Genomic DNA, 23,746 nt, shown 5'->3' with positions numbered 1-23,746 from the left:
GTCCGCGCGTTAAGGTTCATCCCGTCGCCGCCTCGGCGGAACCCTTCGTTCACGTACCTGAGATCCATGCACCCCAGAGAGCCACGCACCCCGAGAGTGAGGACCGGCAATGACGCAGGACCAGACCACCTCCCAGGACGCCGCACCGGAAACCCCGGCGCCGTGGCGGCCCTCGCGGACGGTGGCGGTGGTGCTGGCGGGCGGCACGGGCACCCGACTGGGCCTCGGCATCCCGAAGCAGCTGCTGAAGATCGCCGGTAAGCCGATCATCGAACACACCCTGGCCGTCTTCGAGCACGCGCCCGAGATCGACGAGATCGTCGTGCTGATGGCCACCGGGCACGTGGCCGAGGCGCAGCAGATCGTCGACAAGGCCGGCTTCCGCAAGGTCACCAAGGTGATCGAGGGCGGCGACACCCGCAACGCCACCACCCGCATCGCGCTGGACGCGGTCGGCGAGGGTGACGTCAACATCCTCTTCCACGACGCGGTGCGGCCCCTGGTCAGCGGCCGGATCGTCCGGGAGTGCGTGAACGCCCTCTGGACGTACTCGGCGGTGGACGTGGCCATCCCGTCGGCCGACACGATCGTCCAGGTCGACGACGACGACTGCATCACCGACATCCCCGTCCGGTCCTCGCTGCGCCGGGGGCAGACCCCGCAGGCGTTCCGCTCGGGCACCATCCGGGAGGCGTACCGGCGGGCCGCCGGCGACCCCGACTTCGCCGCCACCGACGACTGCGGCGTCGTGCTGCGTTACCTGCCCGGCACGCCGATCAAGGTGATCGACGGCTCCGACGAGAACATCAAGGTCACCCACCCGGTGGACGTGCACCTGGCCGACAAGCTGTTCCAGCTCGCCGCCGCGCAGGTGCCCCGGCTCACCGACCACCGCTCCTACAGTGACGAGGTGGCCGGTCGCACGATCGTCGTGTTCGGTGGCAGCTACGGCATCGGCCACGACCTGACGGAGCTGGCCCGTCGCCACGGTGCCCAGGTCTTCCCGTTCAGCCGCTCCACCACCGGCACCCACGTCGAGCGGCCCGAGGACGTCGAGGCCGCGCTGAAGACCGCCTTCGAGGCCACCGGCCGGATCGACCACGTGGTGGTGACCGCCGGCATCCTGGAGAAGGGCAAGCTGGCCGAGGTCGACCAGGAGACCATCGACCGGGTCCTCCAGGTCAACTTCGTCGGCCCGGTCACCGTCGCCCGGCAGGCCCTGCCCTACCTCCAGCACACCAAGGGCCAGTTGCTGCTCTACACCTCCAGCTCCTACACCCGGGGTCGGGCCGACTACGCGCTCTACTCGTCGAGCAAGGCCGCCCTGGTCAACCTGACCCAGGCGCTGGCCGACGAGTGGGCCGAGGTCGGCGTCCGGGTCAACTGCATCAACCCGGAACGCACCGCCACCCCGATGCGCACCAAGGCGTTCGGGGCGGAGCCGGAACACACCCTGCTGGCCGCCGAGACCGTCGCCCAGGCGTCCCTGGACGTGCTGATCTCCGACCTCACCGGTCAGGTGATCGACGTGCGCCGCGCCCCGGGCGAGGGGGCGCCGGCCGCCGTACCCGTCCAGGCCGACCGGTCCGCCAGCGCGGCGACGGCCGGCTGACAGCACGCGACGACGGCGGGGAGCGACACCACCATGCGCGGTGATCTGGTCCGGAAGCTGGCCGTCCGGGGGTTGACCACCGGCGGGGCGGTGCTGGCCTTCCTCGTCCTCGCGCTCACCGGCGCGACGGTCTGGGGGCTCGGCCTCGCGCTGCTGGCGCTCGCGGCGGCGGCCTGGGAACGCCGGGTCCGTCCCGGCGCCGACGGTGTCGCCGAGACGACGCTCGTCGCGGCCGGCGTCCTCGTCGGGTACGCCCGGCGGCTCGACGCCGGCGTCGACCCGGCGCTGGTCGCCACCGCCCTGGTGCTGCTGGGGCTGGTGCTGCTCGTCGGGCCCCTGCGGGACGCCGGCAACCTGGAGATCCGGGCGGCGAACCTGCCAGTGCGCACCTGGGTGCCGGCGGTCGCCGCCCGCCTCGGCGACGCCCTCGCCGGGCTGCTGGCCCTGGTGGCGCTGGCCGCCGTGGCGGCCCTGCCCGCGGTGGTCGCCCTGGCCGTGAGCCTGCTGGTCGCCGGGGGCGCGGGGGCGGTCGCGCTGGACCTGGCCCGACGCCGGTTCCGCCCGGCGGCCGGCGGTTCGGCGGTGACCCGGGCGCTGCGTCGCCACCAGCCCGAGTTCGTGCTGCACTTCTCCGCCCCGCCCGGCTCGGAGTACCAGGTCACCATGTGGCTGCCGTACCTGGAGCGGATCGGCCGGCCGTTCCTGGTCATGGTGCGGGAGCCGGAGTTCCTGCCGACCGTGGCGGCGGCCACCCGCGCGCCGGTGCTCTACTGCCCCACCACCAGGACCATGGACGAGGCGCTGGTGCCGAGCCTGCGGGCCGCGTTCTACGTCAACCACGGCGCGAAGAACAGTCACTGCATCCGCTTCACCCAGCTCACCCACGTGCAGCTGCACCACGGTGACAGCGACAAGGCCCCCAGCGCGAACCCGGTGTCCGCCATCTTCGACCGGATCTTCGTCGCCGGGCAGGCCGCGATCGAGCGGTACGCCCGCGCCGGGGTGGACATCCCGGCGGAGAAGTTCGTCGTGGTGGGCCGCCCCCAGGTCGAGGCCATCGAGGTGCGCCCCGAACCGGCGCGCGGGCTGGCGAACCCGACCGTGCTGTACACGCCGACCTGGACGGGGCACCACGCCGACGCGAACTACTGCTCCCTGCCGGTGGCGGAGACGCTGCTGCGGCGGCTGCTCGACCGGGGCGCGACGGTGATCCTGCGCGCGCACCCGTACACCACGCAGAACCCGACGTCGGCGCGGCAGCTCGCGCGGCTGACGGACCTGCTCGCCGCCGACCGGGCCCGCACCGGCCGACCGCACGTCTTCGGGGCGGCGAGCCGCGCGCTGACCCTGACCGAGTGCGTGAACCGGGCCGACGCGCTGGTCTCGGACGTGTCGGGGGTCATCTCCGACTGGCTCTACTCGGGTAAGCCGTACGCGGTCACCGACATGGGGGTCGACGGCGACCGGTTCACGGAGCGGTTCCCGCTGGCCGGCTCCGGCTACGTGCTGCGCCGCGACATGGCCGACGTGGACGGGGTGCTGACCGGCCTGCTGGACACCGATCCGCTCGCTCCGGCCCGGTGGGAGACCCGCCGCCGCTACCTGGGCGACTTCCCCGTCGAGTCGTACGCCGAGGCGTTCCTGTCGGCCGCGCGGCGGGAACTCGACGGCCCCTCGACGCTACCCGCGCCGCGCGGGCAGGCCGACGCCGGGCGACCCGCGGCCCCCCTGTCCCCCACCGCCTGACGCTGTCCCTCCTTGGCCCGGCAGCCCCCGCGACCTGACGCGTTGTCACCGCGGCGCCCACGACCTGACGCGCTGTCCCCGCGGCGCCCGCGACCTGACGCGCTGTCCCGGCCCGATGGGGGCCGCGACCGGGCGGGACACGACGGCGGGCGCCGGCCCCTCGCGGAGCCGGCGCCCGTGACGTCGTTCGGCGGTCAGGCGGAGTAGCCGCGGGTGGCCGCCCAGTGCGCCAGGTCGATGGTGGTCAGCCAGTACGACGGGGCCGCCGGGTCCGCCGAGTCGGCGATCTTCACCAGCCGCCCCTCGTCGGAGTAGCCGATCACCGCGACGTAGTGGCCGCCCGGGAACGAGTGCCAGCCGCCGTCGGTGTCGGTGGCGGTGCCGGCGACGTTCACCACGACGCCCCGGCCGCCGGTGATGGCCTTGACGACGTCGGCCTGGAGCCGGTCCATCTGCTCCGCGGTGGCCGCACCGCCGGGAATCGTACGGGTCCGGTACGGGCCGCCCTTGACGACGGCGTTGAGCACCCGGGTGGTGTCCTCGGCCGAGTTCGTGCCGGCCTGGGTGGTGCCGAGCTGGACTGCCAGCTCGTTCTGGGTACGGGCGATGCCGGCGGCGCTCAGCGCGTGCCGTACGGCGGCCGGACCGCAGTTGTAGAACGTGTTCTGGGTCTCGTGGTCGTAGTCCAGGCTCTTGGCGGCCGGGGGCTTCGGTTTCCGGGTGACGTCCGGTTCGGCGGTGGCCTTGCGGGCCTTCGGCGACGGTGCCGGCGTGGTCGCGGCGCTGCTCGGCGCGGCCGTCGACGCCGAGCTGCCCGGCTCGGCCGCTGGGGTGGCACTGCCCGCCGGGACGGTCGGCTCGGCGGGGCTGGCCTGGGCGCGGGAGGCGAGGGTGTCGCCGCGTACCTCGGCTGCGACGGCCGGTGCCTCGTCGGCGGTCGCCAGTGCGGCGCCGGTGCCGGTGGCCAGCATGAGCGCGGCGGCGGCACCGGCGACGACCTGGTGGGGACGCTCGGTGACGAGCCGACGGAGTTGACGCTTGACGTGGTGCTTCACAGGGGGTTCCTCCACGGGTTCGGGGCGAGTGCCGCCGTCACCGGCCAGGCGGGGACGCCGCGCGGACGAGGTCCGCACGGTCAGGTGCACTCGGGGATTCGCCCGGGGTGCCGGGCGGGGGCGGTGGCCGGGATCAGCCCGCCGACGAGTCGACGGGTGGGGGCACCGCGGTGCCGTGGAGGCGGGGGAACAATGCGGGGGCGTGATGGTGCTGCACGGGTTGGAACTCCTTCCGCAGCCGCCGACCGGGTTAGCTGACGGATTCGGGCGGGAAGATCGCCCTACCGCGGCCGTGGCTCGCGGATTCACCCCAGTGGTGCAGTGGGTCCCCGGTTCGTGTTTCCACGATTGAGCGGGTCGGTGCGGCGTCGCCATCTGCGATCGGTTACCGCACCGGACGCGCCGACCCTACTGGCCGGGTTCGGACCCTGCCAACCCCTGCTGAGCTGCGTAAACATCTTTCCGGCCGGCAATTTTCCGGACATTGGCGCACTGCCGGTGCTCGATGGGGCCAGACCCGGTGACGGCACCAGAGGGCGACATCCGGAACGGTCGCCGGAAAGGGTGCGCAATCCCCGGGCGCGATGTGCCGGAACGAGCCCGGAATCCGTTTCGCCGCCACGTGACCGGGCTCACCGGATTCCGGTCGGTCAGCCCACCCCGGCCGGCCGCCAGCGGGCCGCCGCAACGGGACGGCGTTGCGCCCCGGGAACCCGCACGGCCGGCACCGGGGCGGGCCGCAGCCGAACGGCCGCGGCGTACGCCTCCGTGGTCAGGGCGCGGGCCGCGTCGACGGCGACCTCCGCGGCGCGCCACGCCGCCCGCTCACGCTCCGCCGCGCTCCGGTACGCCGCCGACAGGTGGTCGCGCACGGCGCGGGCGAGGACGACCTCCTGCTCGGCGGGGTGCCGGCGCGGGTCCCAGCCGGCCCGCCGCCCGAACACGTCGCTGAGCTGGCTGGCTGACAGGTCCCCGCGCCAGTGGGCGGCCATCGCGGCGTGGTGCAGCCACCGCTCCCGGGCGGCGTACTCGGCGGGGGTGTGCGGGGTCCTCGGGGTGGGCAGCGCGGTGGTCCCGGCGAGGCGCCGGGCGGCGGTCTCCGCCCGGTCGTAGGCCCGCCAGGCCCGGTCCAGGTCCTCCTGGGCGGCCCGCCAGGCGTCGCGCCGTCGACGGGCGGTCCGGGCCGCCCCGGCAGCGGCGACGGCCACCTCTCCGGCGTACCGGCGCAGGTCTGCGGCCTCCTGTGCCGCCTCGTCGGCGCCGGCGGTCGGCTCGGCCGGTGTGGTGGCTTCGGGGCGGGCGACCAGGGCGGTGAGCACGCCCAGCGCGACGACGAGCAGGGCCGACCAGATGGCGGCGGCCTGCGGCACCTCGATCAGGAACTGGTAGAGCACGGTCTCCATGGCGATACCTCACGGACGGGTGGTGCGGGTGACGACGGCGACGCCCCCGGCCCGGCGGCGCCGGTGGGCTCGGCCGGGTGGGTGCGGGTGAGGTGCGACGGAACGCGGCGGTCAGGCGGCCCCGGAGGCGGGTGACCGAGGTCGGACGGCCGGGGGTCAGGCAGCCCGGGGGGTCAGGCCGCCCCGAAGGTCAGGCGACCCGAAGGTCAGGCTGCCCGGGGTCGGGTCAGACCGACCGGCGGGGCGCGCGGACCGGGGACCGGCGGACCCGCCCCGGCGGGCGGCGCGTCGACCCGACCGGCGAGCGCCGCACCGGCGCCGGCGGGCCGCATCGCGGCGGGGGTGGGCGGTACGGGGCCGGCGGTCAGCCCGTCGTGCGAGTCGGCCGGGCAGACGTCGGACGGGCAGACGTCGGACGGGCAGACGTCGGACGGGCAGACGCCGAACGGAAGCGCCGGCACGACGGGCGAGTCGAGCCCTCCGGGAGCAGCCTCCCGGAGGGCGGGCAGGGGCCCGTCGACCGGGGGCCGGATCTCGACCGGGGCGGGATGACCGGCGGCCCCGGAGGGCAGCACCCCGATGCCGAGGGTGCAGGTGGCGGCGACGGCGAAACCGGCCAGCAGCCGCACGGCCCAGCGCGTCACCCACCACAGGGGAACGCGCAGAGCGACAGGCAGCACACGGCAACGCTACCGCCGACACCGCCAACGCGCACCGCCACCGGGCGTGTCGGCGGTGTCGATCGTGGACCGGCCGGCGTGGACGGTCGCGGGTCAGCGGCGTGCGGTCAGCAACCGCATCATCGGCGTCTCGACGTACCGGTGCAGCAGCGCCGCCAGGGCGAGGGTGAGCAGCAGGAAGCCCACCACGGCGAGCGGCCCCCACCACCCGGGCAGGCCGGTGCCCCAGTCGCCGGTGAGCCGGAGCAGCGTCATGATCACGAAGACGTGCACCAGGTAGAACGCGAACGACACCTCGCCCAGCCAGACCATCGGCCGGGCGCGCAGCGGCGAGCGGTCACCGCGCACGTCGGCCCGCGCCGCCGCGGTGATCACCAGCAGGTACGCCGCCGACAGCACCGCCGCCCACAGCTCGGCCCGGACCCACTGGGACGTCACCACCCAGACGCCGACGAAGATCACGCCGGCCAGTGGCAGTCCCGGCCCCCGCCAGTGCCCCCGGCGCATCAGTTCGGCGGCGGCCACGCCCATCCAGAACTCCGTGGAGCGCACCAGCGGGAAGACCTGGGTGAACCACCAGCGGCTCTCCTCCGGCACCAGCACCTGCCCCGGCCACAGGGCCAGGATGACCAGCGGCACCGCGACCACCACGGTCCACAGCACCGCGGAGCGGGTGCGGTGCAGCACCGGCAGCACCAGCGGCAGGCACAGGTAGAAGAACAGCTCACAGGACAGCGACCAGCTGACCGTGTTGATGCTGTAGAAGTAGCCCGGGCGCGGGTCCCAGGCCTGCACCAGCAGGAGGTTCTCCAACGCGGCGACCGGGTCGACGGGGTCGGCGAACCACCACGCCACCGCCAGGGCCAGCGCCCACAGCAGCAGGTGGTTGGGGTAGATCTTGGCGAGCCGGCGGCGCCAGAACCGGCGCCGGGAGTCCCCGGGCCGGGCGGACCAGACGAGCACGAAGCCGCTGAGGATGAAGAAGAACTGGACACCGGACAGGCCGAGGGTGAAGACCGCGCCCAGCGCGGCCTGCGGACCCGGGTCCGCGATGATCCGCATGGTGCCCGCGTGGAAGCCGAACACCAGCAGGGCGGCGATCCAGCGCAGCCCGGTCAGCGACGGCAGCCGACGGGCGTCGGACCGCCGCGCCGGAACCGGTTCGGCGAGGGCGAGGGGGGCGCTCGTCATTCGCGGCACCCTACCGTCGGTGGGGCACGCCCGATCCGGTCGGGGACAGCAGGGGCGGACCGGCAGGTGTCAGCCGGGCGGCCGGTGGCCTAATATTCCGGGGCCCGGAGAAGACGGGACCTCGCTCGGCCCAGGCCGCCCGGGGTGCCGGCGCGGACACGCCGCGCAGGACGGACCCGGACGACGGACGAGAGGCGGAGGCACGATGCACCAGCGGATCCTGATGCGGGCTCGGAAGGGCCCCTTCGACGTCAACTCCCCGGAGGAGACGTTCGAGCGCAACCTCATCGGGGAGAACGCCGGCAACCTCGTGTTCAGCCATGCCGCCCACAAGCTGCTGGGCACCCGGGCGGCCACCATCACGCCCAACGGCTTCACGGTCAACATGCGGGACTCCGACAAGATCAACGAGGAGTACGACGTCTTCGTGGTGCCGCTGGCGAACGCCTTCCGGCGCAGCTACGCCCACCGCCTGGACGTGATGAGCCGGCTGATCGAGCGGCTGAAGATCCCGGTGGTGGTGCTCGGCGTCGGGGTGCAGACCAACGTCGACGGCGACCGTGAGTACCTGCGCCCGATCGACGAGTCGGTCACCCGGTTCTGCCGGGCCGTGCTGGACCGCTCGCACAGCATCGGCGTGCGGGGCGAGATCACCGCGCAGTACCTGAACACCCTGGGCTTCGCGAACGTGGACATCATCGGGTGCCCGTCGATGTTCCTGCACGGGGACACCCTGCCGGTGGAGAAGCGCAAGTCCTTCATCGGCCCGTACGACCGGATCGCGCTGACCGTCTCGCCGTACGTCAAGTCGATGGCGCAGATCATCGGCACGCACCACCAGCGGTACGAGAACCTGCGGTACCTGCCGCAGGACCTGAAGACGTTGGGCACCCTGCTCTACGGCGACGCGCCGGAGGACCGGGGCAAGTCCAGCCCGATCCCGATCCACACCACGCACCCGCTGTTCACCGAGGACAAGGTGCGGATGTTCGTCGACCCGTGGACCTGGTTCGACTACCTGTCCAGCTTCGACTTCAACTTCGGCACCCGCATCCACGGCACCATCGCCGCGCTGCTGGCGGGTACGCCGGGCTACCTGTTCGCGCACGACTCGCGCACCCTGGAGCTGGCCCGGTACTTCGACATCCCGCACCGGGTGATGCGGGACGTACCGGCCGACGTCGACGCGGCGCACCTCTACGAGGAGGCCGACTACAGCGCGATGGTCAACGGGCACAAGGCCCGGTACGAGACGATGTGCGCCTTCCTGGCCAAGCACGACCTCGGCAACGCGTTCGCCGACGGTGACAGCGCCGCCCGGTTCGACGCCCGGGTCCGCGAGACCGTGTTCGCGCCCGCGGTCAGGCCCGCCGCCGCCACCTCGCCGCAGGTGCTGGTGGAGCGCATCCAGTGGCTGCGCGACCAGAACGTGATGTTGCAGGAGCGCAAGGAGAAGAGCATCGTGCGCTCGGAGCAGATCCGTACCCGCCTGAAGAAGGCCGTCGGTGGCCCGGTGCGCCGCATGCTGAACCGTTAACCTGACGCTCGGCGGCTGTTCAGGCACTCCACCACCGTCGGCCACGTGAGGTTCCGGGTCCGGCCACCCGGGCCGACGAGGGTGTCCGGGTGGTCATTGAGCCGACGCGGGCACCGCTGCTGAGCATCGTCGTGCCGGTGCACGCCGTGGAGCCGTACCTCTACCAGTGCCTGGAGTCGATCCGGGCGGACGTGCCGGCCGGCGAGGCGAACGCCGTGGAGATCGTCGCCGTGGACGACGCGTCGCCGGACCGGTGTGGTGAGATGCTGCGCTCGTACGCGGCTGGCCGGCCCGGCGTCCGCACGGTGCACCTGACCCGCAACGTCGGCCTGGGACTGGCCCGCAACGCCGGCCTGGACGTCGCCACCGGGCGCTACGTCTGGTTCGTCGACAGCGACGACTGGCTGCCGCCGGGAACCCTGCCGGCCGTTCTGGACCGGCTGCGCGGCGACCGTCCCGACGTGCTGATGCTCGACCACCTGCGGGTGCACGAGGGCGGGCGGCGGGAGGTCGACGCGAGCAGTCACCTGCTGCGCGGGGTGCCGGGCGTGGTCCGCCTGGCGGACCGGCCCCAGTTGCTGCGGGTGCAGCACACCGCGTGGAACAAGGTGGTACGCCGCGACTTCATGGCCGAGTTGGGCCTACGGTTCCACGCCGGCTGGTACGAGGACATCCCGTTCAGCCATCCGCTGTTGATCGGGGCGCAGCGGATCGGTGTGCTCGACCGGGTCTGCTACCTGTACCGGCAGGGCCGGCAGGGGGCCATCACGTCGACCCGCAGCGACCGGCACTTCGACGCGTTCGCGCAGTACGACCGGTTGCTCGACTGGGTGCGTCACCGGCACCCCGACCCGCGCCTGGAGGCGGAGCTGTTCGGGTTGATGGTCAACCACATGCTGGTGGTGGTGGGCAACGACGACCGGCTGCACCCACACCTGCGGCGGGCCTTCTTCCGGCGGGTGGCCGAGCAGTACCGTCGCTACCTGCCCGCCGACGGCTACCCGCGCCCGGACGGGATCGCGGGCCTCAAGCACCGGCTGGTCGGCCGGGACAGCTACCTGGCGTACGCGATGCTGCGGCAGGCACACCGGCTGGCCGCGCGGCTGCGCCGACCGGCGGCGGTGACGGACGGGGTACCGGCCGGCGGGGCGAACCGGACGGACGGGCCGGGAACCATGACGGCGGACCGCACGCTGGTGCGGACGAACGGGAACGGTGGGACGCAGTGACGACGATGAAGATCGGGCCGCACGTGGTCGGGGCCGGGGAGCCGCCGCTGGTGGTGGCCGAGATGTCCGGCAACCACGACGGCGACCTCGGCCGGGCGCTGGCCATCGTGGACGCCGTCGCCGCGTCCGGCGCGCACGCGTTGAAGTTGCAGACGTACCGGCCCGACACGCTCACCATCGACGTCGACGCGCCGGCCTTCCGCATCTCCGACGGCCACGAGCTGTGGGGTGGGCAGAACCTGTACCGGCTCTACGAGCGGGCGCACACCCCCTACGAGTGGCACCGGCCGATCTTCGAACGTGCCCGCGAGCACGGGCTGACGGTCTTCTCGTCGCCGTTCGACGCCACGGCGGTCGAACTGCTGGAGGAACTCGACGCGCCCGCGTACAAGATCGCCTCGTCGGAGCTGGTCGACCTGCCGCTGATCCGGCTGGTGGCGGGCACCGGGAAGCCGCTGGTCATCTCCACCGGAATGGCCACGGTTGCCGAGATCGACGCGGCGGTCCGTGCCGCCCGCGCCGGCGGTGCCGCCGGTGTGGTGCTGCTGGCCTGCACCGCGTCGTACCCGGCGCCGCCGGCCGACAGCAACCTGCGGCGGGTACCCGTGCTGGCCGATGCGTTCGGCGTGCCGGTGGGGCTGTCCGACCACACCCCGGGCATCGGTGTGGCGGTCGCGTCGGTGGCGTTCGGCGCCTGCCTCATCGAGAAGCACGTGACGCTCGACCGCGCCGACGGCGGCGTCGACGCGGACTTCAGCCTCGATCCCGCGGAGTTGGCGGCGCTGGTGGTCGAGTCGGAACGGGCGTACGCCGCACTCGGTGGCACCGCCATCGGCCCCACCCCCGCCGAGCGGGAGGGCCTGCGGTTCCGCCGGTCACTGTTCGTCGTCGAGGACGTCCGGGCCGGTGACCCTGTGACGGCCGGCAACGTCCGCTCGATCCGCCCCGCCGGCGGGCTGCCCCCGGTCGAGATCGACCGGGTCCTGGGCCGCACCTTCTCCCGCGACGTCGCCCGGGGCACCCCGCTGAGCTGGGACCTGATCTGACGGCAGCGCCCCGGCCGGCGGAGGGGCCGGATGGTGTCCGCGTGGACGCTCCCGAGCTGCATCGTTGATGCGTTCACCGTGGCCCGCGACGGCTGGCCGGTGAGCGCTCCGGATGCGCTGTCAGCTCGACAGCGACCGAGCAGGAGACTCCCTGACCGCCGCAGGCCACCGCCGGGCCGACTTCGAAGCCCCGCGCGGGAAGGGTTCGTCGTCGGCCCGCCGACCGGGGCGGGTCGGCGCGAAGGCGACCGTGACCACCAGGTCGGCCACCCGCAGGGTCCGCCACACGGCGACGGTGCCGGGCGGGATGCCCAGGCCGTGCCGCCGCCACCAGACGACCACGGGCACGTCGGCGAGCTTGCACAGACACTCGGTCCGGGTCCAGCGGGGCCAGAAGTCGGCGGGACCGAAGCGGCGGGCCAGCGCCTCGGGCACGGGGGCGTCGGCGTGCTCCGCGTCGACCGCCACCTGCCAGCCCACCGTCGGCGGGCCGTACCAGCCGACGCAGCGGCCGTCTCCGAGGTGGCTGCGGGTCGTCGCGGCGGCTGATCCGGCCGGCGTGTCGACCCGCAGGTGACGCTCGGCGGCGGCCAGCAGCCCCGGTACGGGGCGGGGCGGCCGGCCGGCGGGATCAGACGGAGGCGGCACCGTCCACCACGATCACCTGGCCGTTGATGTTGGTCTGCTCGCACAGCAGCATCCGCACCACGGGAACGACCTCCTCGGGTTCGGTGAGGTGACCGGTGGGCGTGCGTCGCACGATCTGGTCGAGTTGGGTGGGGCCGAGCACCGCCGACATCTCCGAGGCGAAGAAGCCGGGCGCGACCGCGTTGACCAGCATCCGGCCGCCCAGTTCCCGGGCCAGCGACCGGGTGGCGGCGTCCATCCCGCCCTTGGTGGCCGAGTACGCGACCAGGCCCGGGAAGCCGCGCTGCGCGCAGATCGAGGTGACGTTGACGATCCGGCCGCGCAGCCCCCGGCCCAGCATCCGGCGCACCACGAGGCGGGTGAGCTGCAACGGCGCGGTCAGATTGGTCGAGACGATCCGGGCCACGTCGGCGGTGGCGGTGTGGGCGTGCAGCGAGTCCTGCCCGACGGCGGCGTTGTTGACGAGGCCGTCGACGGGGCCGAGCCGCTCCTCCACCTCCCGCAGGAACGCCTGGGTGGCGGACAGGTCGGTGACGTCCACGGCACCGGCGTACGCCCGGTCGGGTTGCGCCTCGGCGAGCTTCGCCAGTTGCGGGGTGACGGTGCGGGCGAAGGCCGCGACCCTCAGCCCCCGGTCGAGCAGGTCGGTGACGATGGCGAGCCCCAGCCCGCGCGAGCCCCCGGAGACGAGGACCACGGAGGCGGGCGGCACGGGCGGGACGGCGGCGTGGTCAGACATCGCTCTTCAGAGTCTCCTTGACGGGGATCTCGGTCAGCAGCCGGATCCGGCGGGGCACGGCGTGGTCGGGCAGCCGGTCGGCGCACCAGCGGGTGAGGGCCGCCTCGTCCAGCGGCCCGGCCGACGGGGCCGCGACCACGTCGGCGGCGACGAGCTGCCCCAACAGCGGGGCGCGGCGGCCCGTGACGCGGGCCCACGCCACCGCCGGGTGGGCGGCGAGGACGTCGCGGACCTGCCCGGCCGACACCTTGCTGCCGCCCACGTTGATCTCGTCGGTGTCGAGCCGGCCGGTGACGAGCACCCGGTCGTCGACCACCCGCACCCGGTCGCCGGTGTGCACCGGCCCGGCCAGCCCGACCCCGTGATGGGGTGAGGTGACCACCAGTTCCTCGCCGCGCACGGAGAGGGTGGGGCGGTCGGGTGCCGCCCGGTCCAGCCAGTCGACGGGGAACCCGGCCCGCCCGTCGTGAACCACGATCGACGCGCCCACCTCGGAGGACGCGTAGATCCAGGAGATCCGGGCCGCCGGGAACAGCTCGGCCAGCCGGTCCAGGATGGCCTGGTCGACCGGCTCCCCGCCGAGGGTCACCTGGCGCAGCGGCACCCGTGCCAGGGCGGCCGGGTCGGCGTGCAGGGTACGCCGCCAGAAGGTCGGGGTGCCGGAGGCCGCGTCGACGCCGTGCGCGGCGGCCAGCGCCGGCCAGTCGTCCAACTCGTCCGCGTCGACGACCACGAGGTGCTGCCCCGGCTGGGTGAGCGACAACGTCACCACCTGCCACCAGGCGTACGTGCCGGGGGCGTACGGGCACAGCCAGGTGCGTTCGGGCTGGTGCCCCCGCACGGTGGTCAGCGAGGCGAGGGTGTGCCCCACCCGCTTGGGACGGCCGGTCGAGCCGGAGGTGAGCAGCCACAGCCGGCCCGGTTCGGCGGGGCGCGACCGGGTGGGGGCCAGCAGGGCGTCGTCGCCGGTCACCGCCCCCCGCGCGGCCGGGTCGGCTGCGCCCGGCCCGACCACCGTGAACCCGGCTGCGCGCAGCTCGTCGCGCATCGTCGCGTCCACCCGGCCCGGGGAGCCGATCAGCAGCTCGGTGCCGTGCTCGGCGTGGTGGCGGGCGGCGGCGAGGGCGTCACCGGCGCGGGCGGCGAGCACCACGGCGGGGGCCGGCAGGGTCGAAGCCGGCAGCGCCCGCCAGGTCAGCGGCACTCCGCCGACGACCAGACGGTTGTCGAGCCCGGTGGGGCGGCTGGTCGCGACGGTCACTGGTGTTGCAGCTCGACGAGCAGGTCCAGGACGTCGCCGACCGTGGCGATGCGGCGCAGCCCCGGGGCGTCGAAGTTCAGCTCGTCGCCGGTGGCGTCCTCGACCCGCAGGGCCAGTTCCGAGAAGTCCAACGACCGGAAGCCGATCTCCCGCAGGTCGGCCGCGTCGTCGTCGGGAAGGGAACGCCCCTGATTGTCGAGCACCTGCGCCATGAGATCGCGGATCTGCGCACGACTCAATTCGTTCATGCGGCGGAGTGTACAGCCCGGTAATTCGACATTAGGGTCCCCGGTGGCCGTTGCGACAATCGGAAAGCGAGCGCCCCGTGCTACGCGAAGCGACCACCGACGACGTTCACCTGATGTTGTCCTGGCGTAATCAGGAAACCAACCGCGAGGTCAGCAAGACCAGCCACGTCATCACCGCGCAGGAGCACGCCCGGTGGTGGGCGGCGACGCGCGAGGACCCCACCCGGCGGTTGCTGACCTACCTGCGCGATGGTGTCCCGTGCGGGGCGGTCACCTTCTTCGACCTGCGGCTGGACGGCCCCCGTACCGGCTCGTGGGGCTTCTACCTGGACGCCGACGGGCTGGCCGCCCGAGGTGAGACGCTGTCGGCCTGGCTGGAGGTCATGCGCGAGGCGGTCGACCACGCCTTCGACGAGCTGGCGCTGGACCGGCTCGACGGCGAGGTGCTGGGGCACAACACGGTGGTGCGGCAGATGAACCGGCGCTTCCGGTTCGTCGAGGGCACTGCCCGGCGGGAGGTGTCCGACGGCCGGGAGATCATCCTCATCCCCATTTCTCTGGAGCGGGCAAACCGCCGTCGGCGCTGAGTTCCACAATTGTGCACACGGCGTTCACCGGTCGTGCGAATGCGCTACATCGGGCGTTAACCCGACGACGGAACTGCGGGGATCACAAGCGTCGCCAGGCCGCCCAGAACTGTTCGGGGTCGCCGCCGAGGCGCACGAAACCGTGGCGTGTGCCGTCCCAGTCGTCGGTTTCGCCGGGTGCCCACCGGGTGAACACCACGTCGGCGCGGGCCGGTGGCCGCTCGGTGAACCACCGCACGTCGGTCCAGGTGACCTGGTGGCTGAGGTTGAACCGGATGACGTACGGCACCCCGGTCGAGGCGTACACCCGGTCGCCGGGGCGTACCCCCAGGTCGGCGACCGCGACGGACGGCGTGTACGCGGCGGCCATCGGGCGGACCAGGCGCTGCGTGATCACCTGCATGGTGGCGACATTGACCACGACGACGACGGCGACCACGGCGGCCCGCAGCCGGGGCGCACGCGCGGCGACCAGCAGCGACGCGCAGCCGGCCAGGCCGACCAGCGCCGCGGTGAACGGACGCAACTCGCGCCAGCCGCCGGTCAACGCCATCAGGTCCGGGGCGCTGAACCCGCCGTAGCGCAGCTCGGTGCCGCGGGCGCGGGCCCAGTCCAGCCGGGCGGCGACCAGCGCGGCCCCGACGGTCAGCAGACCCGCCGCGACCGCGAGGCGCCCCCGCACCACCCGGACGGTGACGCCGCACAGCGCGGCGGCGCCGACCAGCAACCAGAACGGGGCGAGCATCTGCACGTACCGGGCGTAGATGGCGTCCGGTGCCTTGTGGGTGATGCCGGCGAGGATCACCGACGCCCCGGCGGCCACCCCGACGGTGGTCGCCAGCGCCACACCCAGGGTCCACCGGGTGGCGTCGCCGTGCGCGGGGCGGCGCAGGTTCCGCAGTGCGGCGGCCCAGGCCACCCCGGCCGCGCCGAAGGTGACGACCACCAGGTACCACAGCTGCGTGCCGACCGCCGCCGCCACCCGCAACAGGCCCGCGCCCGACGCGACGGCCGCGACGGTGTCCCCACCGGGCGGGTCGCCGAGCAGGTAGACCCGGTCGCCGAGCAGGCGGATGCCGGCCTCGTTGACCAGCGCCAGCGCGAGCACCGGTCCGACGGCGGCCAGCACGCCGGCGGGGGTGACGCGGCGGCGGGCGAGCAGCAACAGGACCAGACCGGCGTGCACCGCCACGACGACCAGCCCCCGGGAGTGCAGCAGATGGAACGCGCCGACGCAGGCCCCCACGGCGGCGGCGGTCACCAGCCCCGGCCGGTCCACCCAGCGGTGCACGGCCAGCAGCCACACCACCAACAGCGGAGCGAGCACCGCGTCGATCATCGCCACCTCGGCGTAGAACGCCGCCGCCGGCAGCGTCGCGGCAGCCGCCGCGATCCCCAGGGCGAACGGACGCGGCAGCCGCAGCATCCGCCGGCCGAGCAGGTACGCCAGCGGGAACAGGGCGGCGTTGACGGCCGCGTTGATCAGCTGGACGAGGCGGTAGGAGTCGGCGAAGTCCCGCTCGCCGACGAAGGCCGGTGAGATCAGCATCGGGTAGCCGACCCGGCGCAGCGGCCCGTTCTCGCTGCTGAAGCCACCCGGTCCGCCCGCCAACGCGCGGGCGGTGTTGAGGTAGCTGTCCTCGTCGGTGTGCGCGATCGGCATGGTGACGTGCCGGGACAGCCACATCCGCCAGGCCACCCCGAGCAGCCAGCCGAACAGCAGCAGCGCCGGAACGACCCAGGCCCGCCGCCCCGCCGGGATCACCCGCCGTGGGGCGTCGACCCGCTCGACCACCTCGCCGCCGACGGCCATCGCCGCCCCCCTTCCCCCTCGCCGCGGCCCGCCCGCCGGTCGCGCGCCGGCCACTGTATCGGCCGTGACCTGCCTGATCCGTCCGCATCGGACGGGTACGACAGGTGTTCGCCTGCCCGGCGCACGGCATTCACGGAGCGCGCCTGAGTGGTTCACCCGGGGGCGTCGGGGCGTTAACCCGCCGGGTCTAGCGTTCCCACCCGGTCGGCCGGCCGAGGCCCGCCGGACACGCCACGAACACGGGAGCACCAAATTGAGCGAGTTGAATGGGTCGTCCGTTCTCGTCACCGGGGGGACCGGGTCCTTCGGCAGGACCTTCCTGCGGCACCTCCTCGCCGAGGCGGACCCGACCCGCGTGGTGGTCTTCTCCCGCGACGAACTGAAGCAGTACGAACTGCGCCAGCAGCTCGGCGACGATCCCCGGCTGCGCTGGTTCATCGGTGACATCCGCGACCGGCACCGGCTGACCCGGGCGATGCACGGGGTCGACCACGTGGTGCACGCCGCCGCCCTCAAGCAGGTCGACACCGCCGAGTACAACCCGTCGGAGTTCATCGCCACCAACATCACCGGGTCGCAGCACGTCGTCGACGCGGCGATCGAGGCGGGCGTGAAGAAGGTCATCGCGCTGTCCACCGACAAGGCGTCCAGCCCGATCAACCTGTACGGCGCCACGAAGCTGGTCGGCGACAAGCTCTTCGTCTCCGCCAACCACTACGCCGCCCACCACCCGACCCGCTTCGCCGTGGTGCGCTACGGCAACGTGGTGGGCAGCCGCGGTTCGGTGGTGCCGCTGTTCCGTCGGCTCGCCGCCGAGGGCAGGAGCCTGCCCATCACCGACAAGCGGATGACCCGGTTCTGGATCACCCTGGACCAGGCCGTCCAGTTCGTCATGGACTCGTTCGACCAGATGCAGGGCGGGGAGCTGTTCGTGCCCCGCATCCCCAGCATGCGCATCCTCGACCTGGTCGAGGCCGTCGCCCCGGACGCCACCACCCACGAGATCGGCATCCGGCCGGGCGAGAAGCTGCACGAGGAGATGATCGCGCCGGACGACAGCCGGCGGACGCTCATCGCGAAGGACCGCTACATCGTGCAGCCGACCATCGCCACCTGGGGCTACCAGCCGCCGGTCGGCTGCGAGCCGGTACCGGACGGGTTCGCGTACCAGTCGGACACCAACGACGAGTGGCTCGGCGTCGGGCAGCTGCGCGACATGCTCGGCATCGCGGCATGACGGGTCTGCTCCCGTACGGCCGGCAGTCGGTCACCGACGACGACGTGGCCGCGGTGGTGGCCGCCCTGCGCAGCGACTGGCTCACCACCGGCCCGCAGGTCACCGCCTTCGAGGCCGACCTGGCCGGGTGGACCGGCGGGGCCGGCGTCGCCGCCGTCTCCAACGGCACCGCCGCGCTGCACGTGGCGTACGCGGCGGCCGGGGTCGGCCCCGGCGACGAGGTGATCGTCCCACCGATGACGTTCGTGGCGACGGCCAGCAGCGCCGTCGCGCTGGGAGCGCAGGTGGTGTTCGCCGACGTCGAGCCCGAGACGTTCACCCTCGACCCGGCGGCCGTGTCGGCGGCCACCACGGGACGCACCCGGGTCGTCGCCGCCGTGGACTACGCCGGCCACCCCGCCGACTACGACGCCCTGCGCGCGGCCGGCGGGGACACCCTGCTGCTCGCCGACGCCGCCCACTCCATCGGCGCCCGCTACCGGGGCCGGCCGGTCGGTTCCCTCGCCGACCTGACGACGTTCTCGTTCTTCCCCACCAAGAACCTCACCACCGCCGAGGGCGGCGCGGTCGCCGCGCTCGACGGGGAGCTGCTCACCCGGGCCCGCCGGTTCCGCAACATCGGCCTGGTCCGCGAGCGCGACGAGCAGCGCTGGCCGGACGAGGGGGGCTGGCACCAGGAGGTGCACGAGTTCGGCCTGAACTACCGGCTGCCCGACGTGCTGTGCGCGCTGGGCCGCAGCCAACTGCGCCGCCTCGACGACTTCCTGGCCCGCCGGGCCCGGCTGGTCGCCCGCTACGACGCGGCCCTCGCCGACCTGCCGGGCGTGCTGACCCCGGGCCGCCGCGCCTGGGCGGAGCCGGCCTGGCACCTGTACCCGATCCGGGTGCTCGACGGCCGCCGCCGCGAGGTGTACGACCGGATGCGCGCCGCCGGCATCGGCGTGCAGGTCAACTACATCCCCGCCCACTGGCATCCCGCCTTCGCCGACCTCGGCTACCGGCGCGGGTCCTGCCCGGTGGCCGAGGCGTTCTACGCCGAGCAGCTGTCGCTGCCGCTGTTCCCGGACCTGAGCGACGCCGACCAGGACCGGGTCGTCGACGCGCTCGCCGCCGCCCTGCGGGGCGCACCGGCCCGCCCGGCCGCCGCCTGAGGACGACTCCATGCACCACGCGAACCACTTCTACGGCCACGCCCACGTGCTGGCCCGCTACGCGGGGCTGGGCGACGGCCACCCGCCGCGCATCAACGGGTACGTGCAGCACGGCTGGAACATCGGCGACGGTCTCGCCCCCGGCCACCCGTACGCCGAGCGCACCCCCAGCCTGCTGTGGTCGGAGCAGACCCGCCGGCGGGCCTGGTCGGTCGGGCGACGCAACGTCACCGTGATCGGGGCACCGTTCGTCTACCTGCTCTCGCTGCGCGCGGACGACCCGCCCCCCGAACGCCGGGAGGGCACGATCTGGTACCCGTTCCACGGCTGGGAGGGCCAGCACGTCAAGGGCGACCACAAGGAGCTGATCGCCCGGATCCGGGACACCGAACCCGGGCCGGTGACCGTCTGCCTGTACTGGCACGAGCACCGGATGCGCCGGGTCCGCCGGCTCTACGAGGACGCCGGCTTCCGGGTCGTCTGCCACGGCTACCGGGGCCACTGGTGGAAGGACACCGACCCGCTGTTCCTCGACAAGCAGCTCACCGAGCTGCGCCGCCACGCCCGCGTGGCGTCGAACCGGCTGACCAGCGCCATCTTCTACGGCATCGCCGCCGGCTGCGAACCCGCCGTGTACGGCGACCCGATGGTGCTGGCCGACGAGGATCCCACCTTCGGAGGCACCGCCCGGATCCGCCGGCAGTGGCCGCAGCTGCACGGCGCGCAGGTGGACCTGCCGACCGCCGTGGAGATCGCCCGCGCCGAGCTGGGCACCGACCACCGCTGCACGCCGGCCGAGCTGCGTGAGCTGCTCGGCTGGGCGCACCGCCAGGAGGACGAGAGTGACGACTGAGACGGCCCCGGCGCTGACGCTGCCCGGCGGGGAGATGCTGGCCTGGTCGGACCTGCCGACCGAACGGCTGGCCGACGGCGGTCCGCTGGCCGCGCTGGCCGCCCGGTTGGCGCCCGCCGGCGCCCGGGTGCTGTTGGCCGGCCCGCACGACCCGGCCCTGCTCGACGCGCTGGCCCACGCGCAGGTCACCTGCCTGCTGCGCAGCCACCCCGACGCGGTGGCGCTGGCCGACCGGGCGGCCCGGGTGGTCGTCGGCGGCCCGGCGGGGCTACCCGACGACGAGACGTACGACCTGGTGGTGGCCGGGGCCGGTCTCGACGCCGTGGAGTCGGTCGAGGGAGACCGTCTCGGCTGGGTCGGGGTACTGGAGCGGCTGGCCGCCGCCGTACGGCCGGGCGGTGACCTGCTGCTGCGGCTGGACAATCCGCTCGGGGTGCACCGGCTGGTGTCCGTCACCCCCTGGTACGCCGGCCGCGACGACGCCCAGTGGACGGTCGGCGGGGTGCTCGACGTCGACCGGCCGGCCAGCCTGGACCAGGCCGCGCTGCGGCTGGCCGGGGCGGGTCTGCGGGCGGACACCTGCTATGCCGCGTACCCGCGCCCGGAGGCGGCCACGGCGCTGCTGGCCACCGGGCCGTTGCGCCGGCACACCACCTCGGGGCTGTTCGACGCGGTGCTGCACGGCGCCTGCGCGGGCGGCTTCACCGGCCGGGACGTGCTCGCCGACCCGGCCCGGCTGGCCGTCGACGCGCTGCATGCCGGCCGCGCGGTCGAGGTGGCCCCGGCCTGGCTGGTGCTGGCCCGCCGCGACAGCCGCGCGGCGGAACCCGACGCCCCCACCGGCGGCGGGCCGGTCTTCGGCACCGCGGCTGTCGGCACGGCAGGTCCCGACCCGGCAGGTCGTGACGACGCCGACGGCGTCCGGGCGGGGCTGCCCGTGGCGCTGGTGCAGACCGGTCCGCCCGCCGTCGGCGTCGTCGAGGTGGCCGACGGCCCCGACGGCTGGAACTGGCACACGGGCGTGACCCGGGCGGCAGCGCCGGCCGACCCGTACGACAGCCGCCCCGCCGCCGACCGCGACCCGGAGGCGCTGACCGGCCCGGTGCCCGAGGGGCGGCTGCTGCGTACCCTGCTGCTCGACGCCTGCCTGCGGCGCGACACCGCCACCCTGCGCCGGCTGCTGCGCGGCTACGCGGCCTGGCTGACCGGGCAGGCCGGCGAGGGCCGGCTCGCCGGGGCGGTGGCGCTGGCCGGCGCGGACAACCTCGTCGTCGACGACACCGGATTCGCGGTGCTGGACCCCAGCTGGCGGGCCGCCGCCCCGCTCCCGGTCGACGTGGTGCTGGCCCGCACCCTGTGGCGGTTCGCCGCCGAGTTGACCACCGGCGGGTACGCCCACCCGTGGACGTCCACCCTCGACGTCGCCGGGCTGACCGTGGTGCTCGGTGGCGTCGCCGGGCGGGACCTGGACCGCGCCACCGTCGACGCGGCCGTCGAGACCGAAGCGGCGGTCGGCGCGTCGGTGCGCGGACTGGACGCCGAGGGCCGGGGCCGGTTGGCCGCCGAGCTGCGCGCGGTCACGCCCACCGACCCGCCCGCCGGGCCGCGCGCCTATCAGCAGTTGCACCAGGCGTGGCTGCGCCAGCGGGAGGAGAACACCCGGCTGGCGGCGCTGCTGGCCTGGACCGAGGACCTGCTCACCTCCCGGGAGCGGGCGCTGCGCCGGGCCGAGGCCACCATCAACCTGCTCAGCGGCTCGCTGAGCTACCGCGTCGGCCGGCTGGCCATCACCCCGGCGCGGTTGGCCAAGCGCGGTGCCCGCGCCGCGAAACGCCGGGCCCGACAGGCCCTGGCCCCGAAGCAGGAGGAACAACCGTGACCGACCGTCCGACGACCCGATCCGGCACCGCGGGCACCGGAGCGGACTGCCGGATCGTCGGGATCGTGCAGGCCCGGATGGGCTCGGCACGACTGCCCGGGAAGGTGCTGCGGCCCCTGGCCGGGCGCAGCGTGCTCGGCCGGGTGGTCCGCGCCGCCCGGGACAGCGGGGTGCTCGCCGACCTGGTCGTGGCCACCAGCACCGACCCCGTCGACGACGCCGTCGCCGCCGAGTGCGCCCGGCTGGACGTGGCCTGCCACCGGGGGCCCGTCGACGACGTGCTGACCCGCTTCGTGGGCGCGCTCGACGCCCACCCCGGCGACGCGGTCATGCGGTTCACCGCCGACTGCCCGCTGCTCGACCCGGAGATCGTGGCGCTGGTCGCCACCGTGTACTGGGCCGTGCCGGGGCTGGACTACGCCAGCACCTCCATCGCCCGCACGCTGCCCCGGGGGCTCGACGTGGAGATCGTCCGGGCCGACGCGCTGCGTACCCTGGACCGGCTCGCCACCGGCCACCACCGGGTGCACGTCACCTCGTACGCGTACGCTCGACCGGAGCTGTTCCGGGTGCTCGGGGTGACCCTCACCCCGGACCGCTCCGACCTGCGGCTCACCCTGGACACCGAACAGGACTGGGCGCTGCTGCGCGCGGTGACCGACCACTTCGGCGACGTCAGCGTGCCGCTGGCGAAACTCGCCGACTGGCTGGACGGGCAGCCCGGGCTACGCGCCCTCAACGCGGGCGTACGACAGAAGCGGCTGGAGGAGTCCTGAGCACGGTACGGGTGGGCCTGCGCTGCGACGCTGGTCCGTGGCGCGGGGTGGGCCACCTGGTGCGTTGCCTGGCTCTGGGCGAGGAACTGCTGCGCCGGGGCGTGCCGGTCGAGGTGTTCGGCTCGGTCGACGGGGTCGACTGGGCCGTCGACCAACTCCTCGACCGTGGCATCGGGCTGTGCCCCGGGCCCGACACCCCGGCCGGGCTGGTCGACGCCGCCCGCCGGCACCACCTCGACGCGGTCGTGCTCGACTCGTACGAGCTGGACCCGGCCGGGGCGGGCGCGCTGCGCGCGGCGGGCGTGACGACGCTGGCCATCGTCGACGGCGACCCCCGCGGCCAGGACGCCGACCTGTACCTGGACCAGAACGTCGGCGCGACGACCGTCGTGCCCGGCGGGCGGCTGCTCGCCGGCAGCGCGTACGCCCTGCTGCGGGACTCGGTGGTCGCCGCCCGGCCGGCCGCGCCCCGCCCCGCCACGGACGTCGACCGGCCCCGGGTGCTGGCGTTCTTCGGCGGCACCGACGCCGCCGGGGCCGCAGCGCCGCTGGCCCGGCTGCTGCTGTCGACCGGGCGGCCCATGGAGCTGACCGTCGTCGTGGGCCGCCCCGAGGTCGCGGCGGACCTGGCGGCGCTCACGCCGGCGCCGGGGCAGTCGCTGCGCCCGGTGCCGCCGACCGGTGGGCTGCCCGCCCTGATCGACGCGGCCGACCTGGTGGTCAGCGCCGCCGGCACGTCGACCTGGGAGCTGTGCTGCCTGGGGGCGCCGTCGGCGCTGGTCTGCGTGGTGGACAACCAGCGTGAGGCGTACCACCGGGTGGTCGGGGCCGGCCTGGCCGCCGGCCTCGGCGAGTTGCCGGCTCTGACGGCGGACGGGGACCGGGCGCGGGCGGGCGCCGGCACGCTGGCGCGGCTGCTGGCCTCGGGCCGGGACCGGGCGGCCCTGTCGGCACGGGCCTGGGCGGCGGTCGACGGGCTCGGCCGGGTCCGGGTCGCCGACGCGCTGCTCGACACCGTCGCCCGACGCGGGATCGAACGGGTGTACTAACATCCT

At 74.4% G+C, this 23,746-nt stretch carries 21 protein-coding genes and 1 riboswitch; of the genes, 12 read left to right on the top strand and 9 right to left on the bottom strand.

Annotated features, from left to right (window positions below):
* The first annotated feature begins 109 nt into the window (after window positions 1-109).
* Window positions 110-1,612 (top strand): bifunctional cytidylyltransferase/SDR family oxidoreductase, encoded by a 1,503-nt coding sequence (locus GA0070616_RS22115; RefSeq protein WP_091086544.1) that lies wholly within the window; start codon window positions 110-112, stop codon window positions 1,610-1,612.
* 33 nt (window positions 1,613-1,645) lie between these two features.
* Entirely contained in the window at window positions 1,646-3,358 is a 1,713-nt protein-coding gene (locus tag GA0070616_RS22110; protein ID WP_091086536.1) for a CDP-glycerol glycerophosphotransferase family protein, read from the top strand.
* A gap of 194 nt (window positions 3,359-3,552) precedes the next feature.
* Here the strand turns inward: GA0070616_RS22110 and GA0070616_RS22105 are convergent, their stop codons facing one another.
* From GA0070616_RS22105 to GA0070616_RS22090, 4 genes are all read right to left on the bottom strand, one after another.
* Window positions 3,553-4,413 carry a C39 family peptidase gene (locus GA0070616_RS22105; protein ID WP_091086533.1) on the bottom strand — a complete coding sequence of 287 codons (861 nt, stop codon included), beginning with the start codon at window positions 4,411-4,413 and terminating at the stop codon, window positions 3,553-3,555.
* Between the two features lie 224 nt (window positions 4,414-4,637).
* Window positions 4,638-4,778, bottom strand: a riboswitch (cyclic di-AMP (ydaO/yuaA leader).
* Between the two features lie 285 nt (window positions 4,779-5,063).
* On the bottom strand, window positions 5,064-5,816 hold the full coding sequence (locus GA0070616_RS22100; RefSeq protein WP_091086528.1) for a hypothetical protein: 753 nt from the start codon (window positions 5,814-5,816) through the stop codon (window positions 5,064-5,066).
* Window positions 5,817-6,022: 206 nt separating this feature from the next.
* A complete protein-coding gene (locus GA0070616_RS22095; RefSeq protein WP_139128970.1) occupies window positions 6,023-6,496 on the bottom strand; it encodes a hypothetical protein in 474 nt (157 codons plus the stop codon).
* A gap of 93 nt (window positions 6,497-6,589) precedes the next feature.
* A complete protein-coding gene (locus GA0070616_RS22090) occupies window positions 6,590-7,687 on the bottom strand; it encodes an acyltransferase family protein (protein ID WP_091086521.1) in 1,098 nt (365 codons plus the stop codon).
* A gap of 205 nt (window positions 7,688-7,892) precedes the next feature.
* Here GA0070616_RS22090 and GA0070616_RS22085 point away from each other — a divergent pair, with 205 nt between their 5' ends.
* The 3 genes from GA0070616_RS22085 (at window position 7,893) to pseI (ending at window position 11,499) form a co-directional block, all read left to right on the top strand.
* Window positions 7,893-9,224: a polysaccharide pyruvyl transferase family protein gene (locus GA0070616_RS22085; protein ID WP_091086517.1), complete on the top strand. Its 1,332-nt coding sequence runs from the start codon at window positions 7,893-7,895 to the stop codon at window positions 9,222-9,224.
* 89 nt (window positions 9,225-9,313) lie between these two features.
* Window positions 9,314-10,453 carry a glycosyltransferase family 2 protein gene (locus GA0070616_RS22080; RefSeq protein WP_091086513.1) on the top strand — a complete coding sequence of 380 codons (1,140 nt, stop codon included), beginning with the start codon at window positions 9,314-9,316 and terminating at the stop codon, window positions 10,451-10,453.
* 5 nt (window positions 10,454-10,458) lie between these two features.
* Window positions 10,459-11,499 carry a pseudaminic acid synthase gene (gene pseI / locus GA0070616_RS22075; protein ID WP_091091370.1) on the top strand — a complete coding sequence of 347 codons (1,041 nt, stop codon included), beginning with the start codon at window positions 10,459-10,461 and terminating at the stop codon, window positions 11,497-11,499.
* A gap of 120 nt (window positions 11,500-11,619) precedes the next feature.
* Here the strand turns inward: pseI and GA0070616_RS22070 are convergent, their stop codons facing one another.
* Genes GA0070616_RS22070 through GA0070616_RS22055 form a run of 4 tightly spaced genes read right to left on the bottom strand, consistent with a single transcriptional unit; the run spans window position 11,620 to window position 14,395 of the window.
* Window positions 11,620-12,147: a hypothetical protein gene (locus tag GA0070616_RS22070; protein ID WP_217628220.1), complete on the bottom strand. Its 528-nt coding sequence runs from the start codon at window positions 12,145-12,147 to the stop codon at window positions 11,620-11,622.
* A complete protein-coding gene (locus GA0070616_RS22065) occupies window positions 12,131-12,886 on the bottom strand; it encodes an SDR family NAD(P)-dependent oxidoreductase (RefSeq protein WP_091086511.1) in 756 nt (251 codons plus the stop codon). Before GA0070616_RS22065 ends, GA0070616_RS22070 begins: the two co-directional genes overlap by 17 nt.
* Entirely contained in the window at window positions 12,879-14,147 is a 1,269-nt protein-coding gene (locus tag GA0070616_RS22060; protein WP_091086508.1) for an AMP-binding protein, read from the bottom strand. Before GA0070616_RS22060 ends, GA0070616_RS22065 begins: the two co-directional genes overlap by 8 nt.
* Window positions 14,144-14,395: an acyl carrier protein gene (locus GA0070616_RS22055; RefSeq protein WP_175440171.1), complete on the bottom strand. Its 252-nt coding sequence runs from the start codon at window positions 14,393-14,395 to the stop codon at window positions 14,144-14,146. The genes GA0070616_RS22060 and GA0070616_RS22055 overlap by 4 nt, the downstream gene beginning before the upstream one ends.
* A 77-nt stretch (window positions 14,396-14,472) precedes the next feature.
* Here GA0070616_RS22055 and GA0070616_RS22050 point away from each other — a divergent pair, with 77 nt between their 5' ends.
* Entirely contained in the window at window positions 14,473-14,982 is a 510-nt protein-coding gene (locus tag GA0070616_RS22050) for a peptide chain release factor 2 (RefSeq protein WP_091086501.1), read from the top strand.
* 82 nt (window positions 14,983-15,064) lie between these two features.
* Here the strand turns inward: GA0070616_RS22050 and GA0070616_RS22045 are convergent, their stop codons facing one another.
* Window positions 15,065-16,795: a hypothetical protein gene (locus GA0070616_RS22045; protein ID WP_091086498.1), complete on the bottom strand. Its 1,731-nt coding sequence runs from the start codon at window positions 16,793-16,795 to the stop codon at window positions 15,065-15,067.
* A 253-nt stretch (window positions 16,796-17,048) separates the two neighbouring features.
* Here GA0070616_RS22045 and pseB point away from each other — a divergent pair, with 253 nt between their 5' ends.
* From pseB to GA0070616_RS22015, 6 genes are read left to right on the top strand one after another with little or no spacing between them, the layout of a single operon-like run.
* Window positions 17,049-18,032, top strand: a complete 984-nt coding sequence (pseB, locus tag GA0070616_RS22040; RefSeq protein ID WP_091086494.1) for a UDP-N-acetylglucosamine 4,6-dehydratase (inverting) — start codon at window positions 17,049-17,051, stop codon at window positions 18,030-18,032.
* On the top strand, window positions 18,029-19,183 hold the full coding sequence (locus GA0070616_RS22035; RefSeq protein ID WP_091086490.1) for a DegT/DnrJ/EryC1/StrS family aminotransferase: 1,155 nt from the start codon (window positions 18,029-18,031) through the stop codon (window positions 19,181-19,183). Before pseB ends, GA0070616_RS22035 begins: the two co-directional genes overlap by 4 nt.
* 10 nt (window positions 19,184-19,193) lie before the next feature.
* Window positions 19,194-20,036, top strand: coding sequence for a hypothetical protein (locus GA0070616_RS22030; RefSeq protein ID WP_091086487.1), 843 nt, complete (start codon window positions 19,194-19,196; stop codon window positions 20,034-20,036).
* Entirely contained in the window at window positions 20,026-21,915 is a 1,890-nt protein-coding gene (locus GA0070616_RS22025; protein WP_091086484.1) for a hypothetical protein, read from the top strand. The genes GA0070616_RS22030 and GA0070616_RS22025 overlap by 11 nt, the downstream gene beginning before the upstream one ends.
* On the top strand, window positions 21,912-22,691 hold the full coding sequence (locus GA0070616_RS22020; protein WP_281188315.1) for a cytidylyltransferase domain-containing protein: 780 nt from the start codon (window positions 21,912-21,914) through the stop codon (window positions 22,689-22,691). Before GA0070616_RS22025 ends, GA0070616_RS22020 begins: the two co-directional genes overlap by 4 nt.
* The gene (locus GA0070616_RS22015; protein WP_091091364.1) at window positions 22,688-23,740 is read left to right on the top strand and encodes a spore coat protein; all 1,053 of its coding nucleotides are present in this window, start codon (window positions 22,688-22,690) and stop codon (window positions 23,738-23,740) included. The genes GA0070616_RS22020 and GA0070616_RS22015 overlap by 4 nt, the downstream gene beginning before the upstream one ends.
* Window positions 23,741-23,746 lie beyond the last annotated feature (6 nt).

This window comes from Micromonospora nigra (genome assembly GCF_900091585.1).
GTDB classification, from domain to species: Bacteria; Actinomycetota; Actinomycetes; order Mycobacteriales; family Micromonosporaceae; genus Micromonospora; species Micromonospora nigra.
Note: the sequence above shows the minus strand (reverse complement) of the source record. Positions and strands in the feature narration are given on the sequence as shown.

Coding starts and splice junctions, on each gene's coding strand:
- GA0070616_RS22085 (WP_091086517.1), top strand. CDS start 7,893: ATGCACCAGCGGATCCTGATGCGGGCTCGGAAGGGCCCCTTCGACGTC.
- GA0070616_RS22035 (WP_091086490.1), top strand. CDS start 18,029: ATGACGGGTCTGCTCCCGTACGGCCGGCAGTCGGTCACCGACGACGAC.
- GA0070616_RS22065 (WP_091086511.1), bottom strand. CDS start 12,886: ATGTCTGACCACGCCGCCGTCCCGCCCGTGCCGCCCGCCTCCGTGGTC.
- GA0070616_RS22090 (WP_091086521.1), bottom strand. CDS start 7,687: ATGACGAGCGCCCCCCTCGCCCTCGCCGAACCGGTTCCGGCGCGGCGG.
- GA0070616_RS22110 (WP_091086536.1), top strand. CDS start 1,646: ATGCGCGGTGATCTGGTCCGGAAGCTGGCCGTCCGGGGGTTGACCACC.
- GA0070616_RS22030 (WP_091086487.1), top strand. CDS start 19,194: ATGCACCACGCGAACCACTTCTACGGCCACGCCCACGTGCTGGCCCGC.
- GA0070616_RS22100 (WP_091086528.1), bottom strand. CDS start 5,816: ATGGAGACCGTGCTCTACCAGTTCCTGATCGAGGTGCCGCAGGCCGCC.
- GA0070616_RS22055 (WP_175440171.1), bottom strand. CDS start 14,395: ATGAACGAATTGAGTCGTGCGCAGATCCGCGATCTCATGGCGCAGGTG.
- GA0070616_RS22115 (WP_091086544.1), top strand. CDS start 110: ATGACGCAGGACCAGACCACCTCCCAGGACGCCGCACCGGAAACCCCG.
- pseI (WP_091091370.1), top strand. CDS start 10,459: ATGAAGATCGGGCCGCACGTGGTCGGGGCCGGGGAGCCGCCGCTGGTG.
- GA0070616_RS22045 (WP_091086498.1), bottom strand. CDS start 16,795: ATGGCCGTCGGCGGCGAGGTGGTCGAGCGGGTCGACGCCCCACGGCGG.